General features: G+C 35.2%; 13 protein-coding genes and 2 pseudogenes. 13 read left to right on the plus strand and 2 right to left on the minus strand.

The genetic code is table 11. The features are described 5' to 3' along the window. Positions 1-15: 15 nt before the first annotated feature. The 13 genes and pseudogenes from WAZ07_RS19245 (at position 16) to WAZ07_RS19305 (ending at position 13476) form a co-directional block, all read left to right on the plus strand. Positions 16-990 (plus strand): phosphotransferase enzyme family protein, encoded by a 975-nt coding sequence (locus WAZ07_RS19245; protein ID WP_336473719.1) that lies wholly within the window; start codon positions 16-18, stop codon positions 988-990. 606 nt (positions 991-1596) lie between these two features. Further along, entirely contained in the window at positions 1597-2325 is a 729-nt protein-coding gene (locus WAZ07_RS19250; protein ID WP_090917514.1) for an amino acid ABC transporter ATP-binding protein, read from the plus strand. Positions 2326-2337: 12 nt separating this feature from the next. Further along, positions 2338-3162: a glutamate ABC transporter substrate-binding protein gene (locus WAZ07_RS19255; protein ID WP_336473720.1), complete on the plus strand. Its 825-nt coding sequence runs from the start codon at positions 2338-2340 to the stop codon at positions 3160-3162. Between the two features lie 72 nt (positions 3163-3234). Then, positions 3235-3891 (plus strand): amino acid ABC transporter permease, encoded by a 657-nt coding sequence (locus tag WAZ07_RS19260; RefSeq protein ID WP_336473721.1) that lies wholly within the window; start codon positions 3235-3237, stop codon positions 3889-3891. Next, the gene (locus WAZ07_RS19265) at positions 3892-4536 is read left to right on the plus strand and encodes an amino acid ABC transporter permease (protein WP_090917509.1); all 645 of its coding nucleotides are present in this window, start codon (positions 3892-3894) and stop codon (positions 4534-4536) included. It begins immediately after the preceding gene. A gap of 189 nt (positions 4537-4725) precedes the next feature. Next, entirely contained in the window at positions 4726-6153 is a 1428-nt protein-coding gene (locus tag WAZ07_RS19270; RefSeq protein ID WP_336473722.1) for an amino acid permease, read from the plus strand. Next, on the plus strand, positions 6128-6505 hold the full coding sequence (locus tag WAZ07_RS19275) for an OsmC family protein (protein ID WP_336473723.1): 378 nt from the start codon (positions 6128-6130) through the stop codon (positions 6503-6505). Before WAZ07_RS19270 ends, WAZ07_RS19275 begins: the two co-directional genes overlap by 26 nt. A gap of 413 nt (positions 6506-6918) precedes the next feature. Beyond that, on the plus strand, positions 6919-7377 hold the full coding sequence (locus WAZ07_RS19280; protein WP_336473724.1) for a MarR family winged helix-turn-helix transcriptional regulator: 459 nt from the start codon (positions 6919-6921) through the stop codon (positions 7375-7377). Positions 7378-7396: 19 nt separating this feature from the next. Then, positions 7397-9019, plus strand: coding sequence for an MDR family MFS transporter (locus WAZ07_RS19285; RefSeq protein WP_336473725.1), 1623 nt, complete (start codon positions 7397-7399; stop codon positions 9017-9019). Positions 9020-9358: 339 nt separating this feature from the next. Then, positions 9359-10264, plus strand: coding sequence for a ribokinase (gene rbsK, locus WAZ07_RS19290; RefSeq protein ID WP_336473726.1), 906 nt, complete (start codon positions 9359-9361; stop codon positions 10262-10264). Next, positions 10260-10558, plus strand: a pseudogene (rbsC, locus tag WAZ07_RS19295) (ribose ABC transporter permease); the annotation flags it as partial. The gene rbsK and the pseudogene rbsC, both read left to right, overlap by 5 nt. 296 nt (positions 10559-10854) lie before the next feature. Next, positions 10855-11502, plus strand: a complete 648-nt coding sequence (fsa, locus tag WAZ07_RS19300; protein WP_090920526.1) for a fructose-6-phosphate aldolase — start codon at positions 10855-10857, stop codon at positions 11500-11502. Positions 11503-12786: 1284 nt separating this feature from the next. Then, complete coding sequence (locus WAZ07_RS19305) at positions 12787-13476, plus strand: helix-turn-helix domain-containing protein (RefSeq protein WP_336473727.1); 690 nt, start codon at positions 12787-12789, stop codon at positions 13474-13476. A 601-nt stretch (positions 13477-14077) separates the two neighbouring features. Here the strand turns inward: WAZ07_RS19305 and WAZ07_RS19310 are convergent. Both WAZ07_RS19310 and WAZ07_RS19315 read right to left on the minus strand, forming a co-directional pair. Continuing rightward, entirely contained in the window at positions 14078-15232 is a 1155-nt protein-coding gene (locus WAZ07_RS19310) for an MFS transporter (RefSeq protein WP_336473728.1), read from the minus strand. Between the two features lie 561 nt (positions 15233-15793). Further along, positions 15794-16171 (minus strand): annotated as a pseudogene (locus WAZ07_RS19315) (CAP domain-containing protein); the annotation flags it as partial. Positions 16172-16680 lie beyond the last annotated feature (509 nt).

Consider the following 16680-nt stretch of genomic DNA (forward strand, 5'->3'; position numbering starts at 1 on the left):
GAGAGGAGTGTTCATATGGAATTAGCAGTTGAAAAAGTGTTTACAAAAGAAATTTTACAAGAAGGAGCGAAGCGCTTCGGAGTAACGGTTATGGAAGAACCATTAGGGGACTTTGAAAATTATATTTTTCGTGCCGAGGGAGAAGATCGTACACCGTATGTTTTACGTTTGACACATTCATCTCATCGTACATATAAGCAAATTGAGGCCGAATTAGATTTTCTAGCATATCTCGGAAAAAATGGTGCAAAGGTAGCCGCGCCGCATCGATCAAAAAATGCTCTATTTGTCGAAAGTCTACAAGCAACTGATGGCACATCTTTTTACATTTCACTTTTTGACTATGCAAAAGGAGAAAGAGTGAAAGATGTAGATTCTGCTGTTTGGAATGATACGCTTTTTTACGCTTGGGGTAAAGCAATTGGGCAGTTACATCGACTTACGATGGATTATCCAAAGACGGAGAATCGTATTACGTGGATGGAAGATGAAATTACTGTTATTGATATGTTACAGGAAGATAAGGAGCTACAGGAAATTGGGTATGAAGTTGTAGCAGAAATTAAAAATTTACCTGTGACAAATCACACATTTGGATTGATTCACGGAGATATTCATCATAAGAATTTTCACTATGAAAATGAGGAGTTAACCATTTTTGATTTTGATGATGCCACGTACAATTATTTTGCACATGACATTGCAATGATTTTATATTATTCTGCCCTGCAAAAAGATTGGTCAGAAGAAAAAAAGGTGATGTTTGCACGTCACCAGTTGCAAGTATTGAGAGAAGGATATGAGACAGAGCATATTCTCGATGATTCCGTATATAATACTCTACCACTTTTCATGCGCCTTCGAGATGTTGCTTTATATGGAACGATTATGAAAAAGTTTCACGGTAAAGAAATGCCAGAGTATTTTCAAACATTAACAAATGGTATTTATAAGAGAATTCTTGCGAGAAAAGCAATTGTTGAATGGTAAGTAAAACGAGAACTGACCTAAAGCACTATTATAGTGTTTTAGGTCAGTTTTTTACTATATAAACACAAAACCGAAAAAACCTTTTTTCTTTAGGTGAGCGAGAGCGTCTGGCGGCACATAGTAACGGTCAGGGCCTTTTTTGCTATAAAACAAAAGGAGAACGCAAGTCGCGGTCATAGTGTATTCTGCAACGCAGCGACTTATATGTACTCAAATCGAAGTGGATAGATAAGTTCATTTGAATACATATGATTAGATAAATTGTTTGAGATCCCTTTTGTGTTTTTATACAAAAATGTGTTTATTTTATCGGAATAATATTGTGTTTCATAAGGTGTATATTTTGTGTTTTTTTATATATTCTGAAAATCATTTGTAAAAAGGAGAATTTCGTGGTGATCCAGCTTATTACATTGAAAAGGGACTAAGAATGAAATGGTATATGGAAAAGATAAACAAGAAGAGGTTTCCTAAAAGAAGTGAAAGAAGCAAAGAAGGTGATTTCTTTGCTTCTCTTTTGTTTAAAAGATTACTAGTTATTTTTTTAGATGTTTTCGAATATAAAAAACTATACAGGCCTTTTGAGTTGTAAAGGAGGGGAGTAGATTGATTGTTTTTCGCGATGTCAACAAGTATTACGGCAACTTTCAAGTTTTAAAAAATATTAATTTGCAAATTGAAAAAGGGGAAGTCGTCGTGGTCGTTGGCCCGTCGGGGTCAGGGAAAAGCACGTTGCTGCGCTGCATGAATCAACTAGAGATGATCACGAATGGTGAATTGGTTGTAAATGGTGTCAACATACATGAGGGAAAGAAAGATATAAATCAATTAAGACGAAGTATCGGCATGGTATTTCAACACTTTTATTTATATCCTCATAAAACGGTGCTTCAAAATATTACATTTGCCCCGATAAAAGTACTTAAAAAGCCGAAAGAAGAAGCAGAAAAAATTGCCATGTTTTATTTAGAAAAAGTAGGGATTACGGATAAAGTAAATGCCTATCCGCACCAACTATCAGGGGGACAGCAACAGCGCGTTGCCATTGCAAGGGGACTAGCGATGAAGCCGGAGATTATGCTGTTTGATGAACCGACTTCGGCGCTTGATCCTGAAATGATCGGTGAGGTACTTGATGTGATGAAAACATTAGCAAAAGAAGGCATGACGATGGTTGTTGTTACACATGAGATGGGATTTGCCCGCGAGGTAGCTGATCGCATTTTATTTATGGACAAGGGTGAAATTGTGGAAGAGGCCTCGCCTGCTGATTTCTTTGTAAATCCAAAGCAAGAACGCGCCCGATTATTTTTAAGTCGTGTGCTGAATCGTTAAAGGAGGAATTTGATGATTAAAATGAAAAATTGGTTTACGCTTATCGTTTTTGCCTGTTTATTTGTATTGGTTGTAGCTGGGTGTGGAAATAAGAAAGAAAAAGAAGCTGTAAAAAATGAAAAAGAAACTGTTATTGATCAAATTAAGAAACGTGGAAAATTAGTTGTCGGTGTGAAGTATGATACGAATCTATTTGGATTAAAGAATCCAGCAACAGGAAAGGTAGAAGGATTTGACATTGATGTTGCAAAAGCACTCGCGAAAAAAATTTTAGGCGATGAGAATAAATTAGAATTAAAAGAAGTTACTTCTAAAACGCGCATCCCAATGCTTAAAAACGGCGATATTGACGCAATTATTGCGACAATGACAATTACCGAGGAACGCAAAAAAGAAGTTGATTTCTCAGATGTGTATTTTAAAGCTGGGCAATCTTTGCTTGTAAAAAAAGGAAGTGGAATTAAAGATATAGCTGACGTGAAAAAAGGGGTAAAAGTGTTAGCTGTAAAAGGTTCTACTTCTACGAACAATATTCGTGCCAAAGCACCGGAAGCGACTGTACTTGAATTTGAAAATTATAGCGAAGCATTTACGGCATTGAAGGCAGGACAAGGCGATGTTTTAACAACAGATAATGCTATTTTATATGGTATGGAAAAGCAAGACGCAAACTATGAAGTGGTTGGAAAAAAATTCACAGATGAGCCATATGGCATTGCGGTGAGAAAAGGAGAAACGGAGCTTACGAAAGTAATGAATGAGTTACTCAAAGAGATGCAAGCAAACGGTGAATACAATAAATTGTATGAAAAGTGGATTGGGAAAAAGCCGGAGTAATACCACAAATATAGGATACAAGAGGATGAGAAATAATCATCCTCTTGTTATGAAAAAAGAGGGGGAGCGTTTGTGCCCGATTTTTCGATTCTCTCAAATAATCTAGATTTGTATTTAGAAGGATTCAAATACACAGTACTGTCTAGTTTGATTGCGTTAATTGGTAGTTTTATTCTTGGCATCATCATCGCAGTGATGCGAATTGCGCCAATTCGCGTTTTAAATTGGATTGGGGCAACATATGTAGAGTTTATTCGGAATATCCCTTTAGTCCTCGTTGCATTTGCTTTTTATTTTGCTTTTCCGGTAATCGGTGTTACATTAAGTGGATTTGTTGCTGGTACAACTGCACTTACGATATATACAGCGGCTTTTATTACAGAGGCAATTCGTGCAGGAATTTTATCAGTTCCGAAAGGGCAGATGGAAGCAGCACGTTCTTCTGGTTTAACATATGTACAAGCGATGTATTATATTATTTTGCCACAAGCGATAAAAATTGTAATTCCGCCGCTAGGTAATCAATTTCTAAATTTAGTGAAAAACTCTTCTATATTAGGGATTATCGCTGGGACGGATTTAATGTACCAAGGTGATTTAATCTCTACAAGAACATTTGTCACATTTGATGTATATATATTTGTTGGTATGTTTTATTTACTTTTAACTGTTCCGCTTAGCATGGGTGTTCGCTTCTTAGAGAAACACTTGGCGAAAGGAGCTGTGTAGATGGATTTTCGAGGTGCTTATACAGGAGATCATATTATTTTTTTATTAAAAGGATTACTTGTTACACTAGAAATCGCTCTTATTGCAATCTTCCTTAGTTTTATCATTGGTAGCGTCATCGGTACGTTGCGATATACGAAAATACCGGTTGTATCAACAATACTTGCTTGTATTGTTGAAATCATTCGTAATTTACCGCTGTTATTAATTATTTTCTTTACATATTTTGCGCTCCCAGAAGCTGGATTGAAATTAGAGATTACAACAGCGGCCATTGTGGCTTTGACGATATTTGAAGCAGCGATGATATCAGAAATTGTTCGCAGTGGTTTATTCTCAATTGAGAAAGGGCAAATTGAAGCAGCACGTGCTTCTGGATTAACGTATGTACAAACGCTTCAGCACATTATTTTACCGCAAGCGTTGCGGCGTATGGTGCCGCCGCTTGTCAGTCAATTTATATCTCTTTTAAAAGATACATCGTTGGCGGTCGTAATTTCATTGCCAGAATTAATGCATAATGCTCAAATTATTAATGGTCAAAATGTAAACTATATGATTCCAATATTTCTTCTCGTCGCATGTATGTATTTCATTGTAAATTATAGTTTGTCTCTTTTTTCAAGACGACTGGAAAGCAGATAAAGTGAAACTTCCATCAGTAGGGGGTCTTACTGCCCGCGAATCGCGGGATAACTCTTGCATTTTATTTTATGCAAGAGTTATTTTTTTAGAAAAATTTTAATTTTATATAGAAATTGTAAACGCTTTATTGTATATTTGGTATTATCAGAAATTTTAAAATATAGAGGGGTATTCAAGGGGAGGAAGAAGATGAATCAGGCAGCGAATGAGAATTTACATCGTACAATGAAGAGTAGACATTTATTTATGATTGCACTTGGAGGAGTAATCGGGACAGGTTTCTTTCTCGGATCAGGATATACAATTAATCAAGCAGGACCAGGAGGAGCGATTCTTTCTTATTTAGTGGGCGGTTTTATTATGTATTTAACGATGCTTTGCCTTGGTGAATTAACAGTTGCCATGCCCGTTTCGGGATCGTTTCAAAAATATGCGACGCAATTTATTGGACCTGGAACAGGATTTATGATTGGCTGGCTGTATTGGTTAGGCTGGGCTGTAACTGTTGGTTTAGAGTTAACATCAATTGGTCTAATGATGAAAAGATGGTTTCCGGATGTAAATGTTTGGGTATGGTGCCTTTTGTTCGGAAGTCTTTTATTCATTTCAAATGCAGTATCAGCAAAAAGCTATGCAGAATTAGAATTTTGGTTTTCGAGTATTAAAGTAATTACCATTATTGCATTTATTCTTCTTGGTGGAAGTGCACTACTTGGTTTTTTACCATACGATGGAAAAGCAGCAGCACCGCTTTTTTCTAACTTCGTACATGATGGTGGGTTGTTTCCACATGGAATTGGAGCTGTGTTACTAACAATGATCACGGTAAACTTCTCTTTCCAAGGAACAGAGTTAATCGGAATTGCGGCAGGTGAAAGTAAGGAACCGGAAAAAACGATTCCACGTGCTATTCGTAATACAGTGTGGCGTATTATGTTGTTCTTTATTTTAACGATAACGATTTTAGTAGGATTAATTTCGTGGAAAGAAGCAGGAGTTATTGAAAGTCCGTTTGTTGTTGTCTTTGATAAAATTGGTATTCCGTATGCGGCGGATATTATGAACTTTGTTATTATCACTGCTCTATTATCGGTAGCAAACTCTGGATTATATGCAGCAACGCGTATTTTATGGTCGCTAGCAAATGAGGGAATGGCACCAACTTCTTTTAAGAAGGTGAATAAAAGAGGGATCCCGATTACAGCATTAGTTGTAACGATGATTATTGCAGCGCTATCGTTATTAACAAGCGTATTCGCGGAAAGTACTGTATACATGTATTTACTATCTATTGCAGGGTTATCTGCGGTGTCAAGTTGGATTATTATTGCATTTTCACAAATTCGATTTAGACAACAATATGTAAAGAGCGGCGGCAAGTTAGAAGAATTAAAATATAAGACACCATTATATCCAATTGTGCCAATTGCAGCGCTTGTTTTAAACAGCATTGTTGTGATTAGTTTAGCTTTCATCCCAGAACAGCGCATGGCATTATATTGCGGTATTCCATTTATTATTTTTTGCTATATATATTATTATATAAATAAAAAGAGACAGCAAAAGGTGCAAATGGAAAAGGAGAATACATATGCAACTAATAGTCAAGCGCGATGAAATCATAACGAAGATTCCATATGGTGAATTGCAAATTGGAAAAGAGAATGGGTATACACCATTAGAACTTTTGATTGCTTCGATTGCAGGGTGCAGTGCAATTGTATTTCGAACAATTTTAGAAAAAAAACGTATTACCTATAATGAATTTACAATGGAAACGGAAATTAGAAGAAGCGAAACTTTACCGAAACCATTGGAGAGCGTTCATTTACACTATAAAATAAAAGCGGAAGGAATTACGCAAGAACAGTTAGAAAAGGCATTAGAGCTTGCGATGAAAAATTGTACAATTGTTCAATCTGTGAAGGATAGCATTGAAATTATTGAAACAATTGAATTGATTTCATAAAAAAGTAAAGACTACCATTGCTATGTGGTGTATGCATAGTAATGGTAGTTTTTTGTTATGAGAAAATCATCCTAGCATTTCATCTATATAAATCCATTTGAATTTTTCGACATATAAGTTTCTGCCGTGCAGAATACAACATGACCGCTACTTGCTTGCTCTCTTTGTTTAAAACCTGGCATGTGGCAGGAATAGGCCCTGATCGCTTCTATGCATGGCCGGATGCTCTCGTCTCCCTTAAAAGAAAGGGGTTTTTATGTCGCTTTTTTAACTTGTATATAGCATGATTTTCGTATTTTTTTACCGAAAAAATACGAAAGTTTGCAAGAAACAAAATCATTGACATTATTAATTTCGGAGTTTAATATTTAAAGACGTTAAATATTTTATTGTTTAAATAAGGGGTAGAAAATATGCAAAATGACATGACTCATATAGATAAAATTCAAGCTCTTGCATTTTCTATTGGAAAGAAATTGCAAACGGAGTTATTAGAGAAATTACAGTCATCTGGATTAACACCACCGCAATTTTATATTTTAAAAATTTTAGATCGTTACGGTGCATCAAGAGCAACAACATTAGCGAAGAAAATGTATGTGAAACCGAGTGCCATTACAGTCATGATTGATCGTTTAATCGATCACGATTTGGTTTTGCGTTATCATGATGAAAATGATCGCCGTGTGGTTGTAATTGAGTTAACGACAAAGGGGAAAGCTGTTCTAGAAGAGGCAATGATTGCTCGTAATCAACATATTGCCAAGTACTTTTCCGAATTAGAAGTACAAGAGAGAGAAGATTTGTTGCGATTATTTGAAAAACTAGAAGCAATTATTTGTCAATCATCAGAGAAGAAAGAGACAAACTAAAGAGAGTTGAGGAGATTATATGGAACAACAAGCAAATCAAAATAGAACGTTGTTGTTAATTGGCTTAGTTATCGCGATGCTATTTGCTGCATTAGACGGAACAATCGTTGGTACAGCAATGCCGCGTATTGTCGGTGAACTTGGCGGATTAAGTTTAATGACATGGTTAACAACAGCATATATGTTATCATCAACAACGGTTGTACCAATCGCCGGTAAATTAGCCGATTTATTAGGTCGCCGCACTGTATATATGACAGGACTAATCGTCTTCATGATTGGTTCTGCGCTTTGTGGTATGGCGAACGGTATGACTGAATTAATTATTTTCCGTGGTATTCAAGGGCTTGGCGGCGGTATTATGATGCCGATGGCTATGATTATCATTGGGGATATGTTTACAGGAAAAGAACGTGCGAAATGGCAAGGGGTTTTTGGAGCGCTTTATGGTCTTGCTTCTGTCATTGGTCCGCAAATTGGTGGTTGGATTGTTGATTCAATGAACTGGAGATGGGTATTCTACATTAACTTACCAGTTGGAATTTTAGCGACAATCTTTATCGCAATGGGCTTAAAAGGGAAGAAACAAACAGGGCCAATTCAAATTGATATCGCTGGTATTTTCACGATGATCGTCGGTGTTGTGAGCTTATTATTAGCATTAACATTTGGCGGAAAAGACTACGCTTGGGATTCTTGGCAAATCATTGGTTTATTTGCGCTTGCGATTATTGGCCTTATCAGCTTTGTGATGGTCGAGAAAAAAGCGAAAGAACCGATTTTACCTGTCCATTTCTTTAAAAATCGTACATTTACATTATTAAATGCAATTGGTTTCTTTATGAGTATTGGAATGTTTGGAGCAATCATGTTTGTTCCATTCTTTATGCAAGGTATTGTTGGTGTAAGTGCTGCTGAATCAGGAACGATTATGACGCCAATGATGATCACGATGATCATCACGAGTATTATTGGTGGTCAACTTGTGTTAAAAGTTGGAGTAAAACCACAAATTATTACTGGGATGCTAGTTATGGCTGGCGGATTTGGAATGTTAACGACAATGGATATGCATACAAGTAAGCTTGTTGCAACGTCGTATATGATGATTATTGGTTTTGGAATGGGTCTTGTAATGCCAACTTTAACATTAGCATTACAAGAAAGCTTCCCGAAAAAAGATCTTGGAATTGTAACTTCATCAAGTCAATTCTTCCGTCAAATCGGTGGTACATTTGGGATTACGATTTTAGGTTCCATTATGAATAACACATCTGGTACAGTATTAACAGAAAAATTAGTGCCTGTACTGAATACGTTCCCACCACAAGCAGGACAAATCGTGACGAAGTTTAAAGATATGATTCACACAGATCCGCAAGGGCTATATTCAATGTTATTTAGTCCAGAAGCAATGAAGCAGATGCCAGAAGCAATTGCAAACAGTATTGTGCCTGTATTAAAGACATCATTATTAGATTCTCTTCATCATGTATTTATAACTGGATTAGTATTTATTCTAGTTGGTGCTGTATTTACATTGTTCTTGAAGAAAATTAAGCTTTCTGATCGTAAAAAGGGAACAGAAGAACAAAAGAATGAAAAAGAAGAGAAAGATACAAGTGCAAGTGTATCTTATTGATCATAAAGAAGAGCATCGCCTGTAGTGGCGATGCTTTTTATATAATCGCAATTTTTACTGGTGGGAGAGCGATTTTGGATGTTGAAAAAGTAAAGGAGTTGGAGATGATCTTGTCATTTACAAACAATTGACGGATTTTCATGAATACGTTATATTATTTGCGTAAACGGTTACATATGGTAAAGAGAGAAAAGAATGTGCGATAAAAGACGTCGCGAAACTAGCGGGGGTATCTTTTGTTATTGTTTCTAGAGTATTAAAAGTGCCGGTTATAGCAATTGATCGTATCGTTGCAGGAAATGATTTGATTGCATTCGGTACAGTAAGGAGGGGAAGGTATTGCCAAATATTGTAGTAGTTGGCAGTGTTTCCATAGATTTAGTTGCCATCTCAAAAAAACGCCCGAAAGCTGGTGAAACAGTAATTGGTGAAGCATTTTATACTGTTCCGGGTGGAAAGGGTGCAAACCAAGCTGTAGCTGCAGCACGTTTAGGTGCAAATGTTGCGATGGTTGGAGCAATTGGAAATGATAATTATGGAAAATTCGTTCGAAAAAATTTAGAGAATGAGCATATTTTTAATGAATACGTGGAAGCGATTACGCATGAAACAACAGGCATTGCCCATATCGTATTGGCTGAAGAAGATAATAGTATCATTGTTGTGCAAGGTGCAAATCGTTCTGTAAATGAACAACTTGTAAATCGTGCAAAAGATCTTCTTATGAAAGCGGATATGGTTGTTTTACAGCTAGAAATTCCACTTGAAACAGTAACATATGTACTAAATATTTGTGAAGAACATCAAATTCCAGTTATTTTAAATCCAGCTCCAGCACAAAGATTGCCAGAGGAAGTATTGCAAAAAGCAACGTATATTACACCAAATGAGCATGAATGTCGAATTGTTTTAGATGACTTTACATCACCAATTGAATCACTTCTTGAAAAATATCCCAATAAATTATTGATGACGGAAGGTGGAAACGGTGTTCGCTTCCATAATGGCATAGAAATTGTTCATGTACCAAGCATATCTGTTGAAGTTGTTGATACGACAGGAGCTGGAGATACATTTAACGGTGCATTAGCAGTTGCGACTGCAGAAGGAGAAGAATTGCAAAAAGCAATTTGTTTTGCAAACATTGCAGCCGGGCTTTCTGTAACGAAATTAGGAGCACAAGGTGGTATGCCATCAAGAGATAAATTACGAGAAGTACAGAGGATTGTAGGATGGTTTAATTAGCTTTGTTATTGCAACATTAAATTTAGCGTATATTGAACTGTCAAATGCATGTAAGATTATGACTTTTATCGTAATTTTAACTTAGAGGTATTGACTTATTAGTAGGTTCTATTTTAGCATTATTACGTACACTTATTGCTGGCATGAATTCATTCTTTGCAATAGGAGTGGGATTGCTAGCTGTTCTTATAATGAGGAATTGTAAACGGTGTCATCATTGAGAAAGAGAAAGTAGCATCTTTTATCAACAGTGATGTTTTTAGGGGCTTTACACTCGTTTATATGGACAGACGTCTGACCAATTATTTTAGTTATTGCTTTGATATTTCTGTAACGTGTATGACAGTAATCATTTATGTTTTTTACGGAATGTTGCAAGCATTTGCGAATATTACCGTAAAATGAATAGAAGTAGATGTACAAAATCTCGTTTAAAAAGCAATATGTAATCGGTATTATTTCAACGAATTCCAATGCAGTTACATCGGTAGTAAGTGTGGCAAAGGAAAAAAGTAAAAAATATTTTGGTTGAATTAGACCGTATTAAGAAAAAATAAACACATACTTACATTCAGAAAGGAAGAAAAAACATGAAATTTTTTATTGATACAGCAAACATTGACGAAATTAAAGAGGCAAACGACCTTGGCGTATTAGCAGGTGTGACAACGAACCCATCTCTTGTGGCAAAAGAAGGCGTAGATTTTCATGAGCGTATTCGTGAAATCTGCAGTGTTGTAGAAGGACCTGTAAGTGCAGAGGTTATTAGCCTAGAAGCAGATAAAATGATTGAAGAAGGAAAAGAATTAGCGAAAATTGCACCAAACGTTGTTGTGAAAGTACCAATGACGACAGAAGGTTTAAAAGCAGTGAAAGCGTTCGCTGATTTAGGAATTCGCACAAACGTAACATTAGTGTTCTCAGCAGTACAAGCATTACTTGCAGCACGTGCTGGTGCAACATATGTATCTCCGTTTTTAGGTCGTTTAGATGATATCGGTCATAACGGCATGGACTTAATTCGTCAAATCGCTGATATCTTCGCGATCCATGGTATCCCAACAGAAATTATTGCAGCATCTGTACGTCACTCTGTTCACGTAACAGACGCAGCGTTAAACGGTGCGCATATCGCAACAATTCCAGCAAATGTTATCGCTTCATTAGTGAAACACCCATTAACAGATCAAGGAATTGAGAAATTCTTAGCGGATTGGGAAAAAACGCAAGGAAAATAATATAAAAAAAATGGTTCAACGGATACGTTGAACCATTTTTTTTTTGGATAATTCCTTCTTACATGTCCACTGATATATCGACCGTTTTTTATTAGAAATTCCTTCAAATGCAATAAGTATTTTAAAAGGTGAATATTAAAATTTTAAGAAAAGATGGAAGGGATATGAAGTAGGGAAGAAAACACCGTTTCGAGTTTTTTCGGCATTTGCAGTAACGACATTATTAAGTTATACACTTATGTCGAAAATTTAAAATGGATTTATAGTTTGTAATAAAGTGAAACTTCCGTCAGTGGGGGGGCTTCATCTCCCACTGACGGAAAGCTCTCACCAATCGGGCTTTTACGGGCAGTTATCCCCCACCTATCTTCTTTGCTTCTCTCTGAATCTTGAGGTGGGGGTCTTACTGCCCACAAATAGCGGGATAAATTCCTAAATATTTTATCGAGTTGTGCAGAGAGAAAAAATATTTCCGGGGGAATTGTCGAAAGTTATTCTATTTTTTTATTTAGATTCTGTTTATGAACAGCAACAACAGCTACCGTTGTCAGCAAAGTGATTATCTCAATATGCTTTTTAAAATGAAAAACTTGGAACAAAACCTAGAAATATATGGGTTATTAAATATAGAATAGAAATTAGAAGGGGTTCATTCCAACTTTTAGGTAAGTATTGATATAAAAACGTTTTGGGACTTAAGCGATTTCACATCAAATAAAGCCTGCTAGTGTATCGTATGACTTGTCTCAAAAGTCTTATCGTTGTTAAATTCTTTGTTTTTAATGCTACAAACAGATTAACGCTGTAAGTCCACATTTTCGGGACGCTACCCCTACGGTCCGCTTACCATTGACTCTTAACAATTATTTGCCTTCTTCCAATAATCGTTTTGCCATATCCTCTAGTCTTGTATTCCCCCCTTTCATAAGCTATATAAATCCACTTTAACTTTTCGACATATAGATTGCTGCTATGCAGAGAAAAAGGAAACTGTACTCGCTTGCTATCTCTGGTTTTCACTGCGCATGTGGCAGAAAAAGGCCCTGACCGCTTCTACGCATGACCAGATGCTCTTGCCCACCTAAAAAAATGGTTTTATGTCGGATTTTTAATTTGGATATATATATAACTCATCTTCTTAATTGTTAATTATTAAAAATAGAAGATAAATCACAATAAAAAGGTCTGCAACAGATCGTTGCATGTTTTTTTTTTGTAATGCTACGATTCGTTTCTTACTATTTAATATTAGAATAAATTAAATTAATTAAAGGAGGTACAAACATGAATATAGGAGAGAAGATAAAGCATTTAAGATTGATAAATAAAATGACACAAGAAGATGTAGCCAACCAATTATTTATTTCAAGACAAGTTATATCTAAATGGGAACTAGGAAAAAGTCTTCCGAATTTAACCAATTTATTAGCCTTAAGCAAACTATTTAATGTTTCAATTGATTCTTTATTAAAGGAGGATTCAAATTTGCAAAATCAAATAATAAAACAAAGTAATTACAAAAGATATTTGATGATGACCTATGTATATATATATTCTTTATTTACTATTATTGTTATACTTTGTTGTTTTGTTGCTTTTTTACTTATACCAAAGGATATAAAAACATCAGATCTAAAGGTTATTAATTCACACTTTTATAAAGAAACCGATAAAAAAGAAATTCTATATATTTATAGTGAATTAAAACCTTTTTTCTCCAATTATTCAGGGGATTATAGCCTCAAAATAAAAGAACATGAAATAGATATTCATGCTAATCGAAATTCAATTCCTTTTAAAAATAAAAAGGTTTTATTTTCTATTAAAAAAGATATATCTCATGGAATAGATTGGGAAGAAAAAGATGTTTATATTGTAGACGAAAACAATAACAAAATACTTATATATAACCATAAAAATAAACAACTGTATTATCAAATAAGAAAAAATGATAAAGTAGGTGATCAAAATTAAAAACGTTTATAAGTATATTTTTATAGTAACTACATTTGTTCTTAATGTAATTAGTTGTTTGCTTATTGCGAACACCATATTTATACCAAATATAGTGTTTTCTACCGTATTTGTATTTTTTACTATTTTATTTCAATCAACTACAATTCTATTTATTATATATATGATTAGAAATGATAAGTCTAAAAAAATAAAAGTAATATTATATATTTTTTTAACACTAGATATATTTATCTTTTTATTCTTACTATGTATGGCATATACATTGGTAACTACATTAGTAACATCAATAAAATATCATTAACATCTTGCCTGATCTACCCAATTTTTCTATAGGGGGAGTATCATATGCTCATCAACTTAAGACATTCATTGTTCCCAAAAACGAAAAAAATGAACTGAATTTTCATGGTCAACTATGAAGAGATCAAATTTTCGTTTTTGGGATACTCTAAAATATTAGCTTGATGGCGATGTGGTGCTACCCCATACAGAAATAGACATACAAAAACGCCATTCTTTCCTATGATTTTACAGAAAGAATAGCGTATTTTTTCATTTTAGGGGGTATTTTGTTTTGTTAGCTTGATAGCGATGGGGATTATTCCATCATTGCTTTTTTAAATCTTCCTCGTACATAAATTGTTGAAGCAAAAGTAAGTAAGAAAGCTGTTCCGATTACAAAGCTTACGCTCGGTGAGGCGCCGATTGCTCCAATTGTAAAAGAACCGGCAACAACGCCTAATGAGAAGAATGCATAGAATAATCCAAATGCTTTTCCGCGATTGTCTTCTGTTGTATTTTCAACAAGTAAGGCATTAATAGAAGGAAAGAGAATGGCAAATCCAATTCCGTAAATCATCATTACAACAAAAAGCATGCTCTTTGTTGTAAATATACCAAGCAATGATAGTGCCAATGCCATGATTGCAATACCGATAACCATCATTTTTTGACGGTTAAAGAAATCGTATATACGATTTGTAGGTAGTAAAAAGAAGAGGATTGCAGTGATTCCAAAGACACTAAGCATCATTCCTGTTGTAGACGTTTTTAGTCCTAAGGCTTCTATTTTTACAGGTAACATATATGTGACAATTCCTTGTGAAAACATTAAGGTGAAAGCACCGATATATGCTTGTAATAGTGGTTCGAACTTTAATAATTCAAGCAGTTCTTCTTTGTTCATCATTTGTATCCGTGATGACTTTGTTCTTGTTATGTTATTTGGCAGCAAGAAAAGTGAGATCATTGTACCAAGTATCATTAAGATAGAAATTGTAATGAAGACCCAGTGTATACCAGCTTTTGCTTTCATAATCCCACTGAATGCAGGACCGATGATAGCTGCTGTTCCAACGGCTGCACCAGATAAAGCCATTGCTTTCCCTTGTTTTGTTGAGTTTGTTTGTTTTGATAAGAAAGTGAAGGCAGCTGGTATTAAGAAACCATCACTAAATCCGTGCAGAAAACGAACGATAATAAGTTGTTCTCCGCTTTGAACAATGGTATATAACAAAACTATGAGACTTGTAATACCCATGCTAATATAAAGAACTTTTTTTGCACCATATTTATCAACAGATGCACCTGCAATAATATTGCCAATCATATTAGCGAACGAGTACATTCCAACGACAAGACCGATAATAAGAGGAGTTCCCCCGAGATTTTGTGCGTATGTACTCATAATTGGTAATTGTGAAAATGTATCGAAAAATGCGATGATAACAATAAAATAAATAAAGTATTTCAACTCTTTCACCTCTCTTGTGCTATTATGACATAATGCTAATTTTCTCCGCAATGAAATTGATTGGTATGTTTGGAAATTTGCGTATGGGGTTATAGGAGATGAAAGATATTAGAAGGTAGTGAAAAATAGAGTTTTGCATGTCTTCATTCTATTTATATCAATCTATTTTAATTTTTTGCCATCTAAGTCGCTGTTATGGAGAATACAACATGACCGCTACTTGCTTTCTCCTTTTGTTTTAAACCTTGCATGGCCAGATGCTCTCGCCCGCCTAAAAAGAAAGAGTTTTTTTATGTCGATTTTTTAATTTGTATTTATATCGTATGCAAGAAGAGTATCTTATGGGCTATTTACAAATTGTAGGTGGAGAATATTTGACGCTTACAATAAAAAAAACAGAAGTCATTCGTAAAAATGACTTCTGTCGTTCAAAACTTTTTATTGAACTCTTTATGGAATACATTTATCAAACGGTTGAATTCGTTTCATAATTAAAATCCCATCACTTGCAAGTCCAAAAAAGTTTTTTGCTAAAAACTCGAGTTTATCAACAATTTTTATTTATTTTTTGATAAATTGTTGCGTCCAAATATTATCCTGTTCCACGTAACCAACACCTATATAAGTAAAATTACCATTTAAAATATTCGCACGGTGCCCTGGACTGTGCATCCAAGCGTTCATAACTTCTTCTGGTGTTTGTTGCCCTTTAGCAATATTTTCACCTGCTGCGGAATAAGAAATACCAAAACGTTTCATCATGTCAAATGGTGAATGATAAACCGGACTATTATGATCAAAATAATTATTTTTCAACATATCCTCTGATTTTATACGTGCTACTTTACTAAGCTCTGTATCTATCTGTAATGGAGATAAGCCCGCTTTCGCTCGTTCTACATTAACTAGCTCCGCAACACGTTTTTCAAACGCATTTAGTACATGACCTTTATTCTCTTGTTTTTTAGCTTCTTCTTGCTTTTTAGCTTCTTCCTGCTTTCTAGCTTCTTCCTGCTTTCTAGCTTCTTCCTGCTTTCTAGCTTCTTCTTGCTTTCTAGCTTCTTCCTGCTTTCTAGCTTCAGCTTGCTTTCTAGCTTCTTCCTGCTTTCTAGCTTCTTCTTGCTTTCTAGCTTCTTCTTGCTTTCCGGCTCCTTCTTGCTTTCCAGCTCCTTCTTGCTTTCCAGCTTCTTCTTGCTTTCTAGCTTCTTCTTGCTTTCTAGCTTCAGCTTGCTTTCTAGCTTCAGCTTGCTTTCTAGCTTCTTCTTGCTTTCTAGCTTCTTCTTGCTTTCTAGCTTCTTCTTGCTTTCTAGCTTCTTCTTGCTTTCTAGCTTCTTCCTGCTTTCTAGCTTCAGCTTGCTTTCTAGCTTCAGCTTGCTTTCTAGCTTCTTCTTGCTTTCTAGCTTCTTCTTGCTGTTTAGCTGCTTCTGCCTGCTGTCTAGCTTCATCTG

It is taken from the genome of Bacillus bruguierae (genome assembly GCF_037104725.1).
GTDB lineage: Bacteria > Bacillota > Bacilli > Bacillales > Bacillaceae_G > Bacillus_A > Bacillus_A bruguierae.

Bases quoted from the DNA above. Each gene is read 5' to 3' on its own strand.
- WAZ07_RS19245 (WP_336473719.1), top strand. From the start codon at position 16: ATGGAATTAGCAGTTGAAAAAGTGTTTACAAAAGAAATTTTACAAGAA.
- WAZ07_RS19255 (WP_336473720.1), top strand. From the start codon at position 2,338: ATGATTAAAATGAAAAATTGGTTTACGCTTATCGTTTTTGCCTGTTTA.
- WAZ07_RS19265 (WP_090917509.1), top strand. From the start codon at position 3,892: ATGGATTTTCGAGGTGCTTATACAGGAGATCATATTATTTTTTTATTA.
- WAZ07_RS19270 (WP_336473722.1), top strand. From the start codon at position 4,726: ATGAATCAGGCAGCGAATGAGAATTTACATCGTACAATGAAGAGTAGA.
- WAZ07_RS19275 (WP_336473723.1), top strand. From the start codon at position 6,128: ATGCAACTAATAGTCAAGCGCGATGAAATCATAACGAAGATTCCATAT.
- WAZ07_RS19280 (WP_336473724.1), top strand. From the start codon at position 6,919: ATGCAAAATGACATGACTCATATAGATAAAATTCAAGCTCTTGCATTT.
- WAZ07_RS19285 (WP_336473725.1), top strand. From the start codon at position 7,397: ATGGAACAACAAGCAAATCAAAATAGAACGTTGTTGTTAATTGGCTTA.
- fsa (WP_090920526.1), top strand. From the start codon at position 10,855: ATGAAATTTTTTATTGATACAGCAAACATTGACGAAATTAAAGAGGCA.
- WAZ07_RS19305 (WP_336473727.1), top strand. From the start codon at position 12,787: ATGAATATAGGAGAGAAGATAAAGCATTTAAGATTGATAAATAAAATG.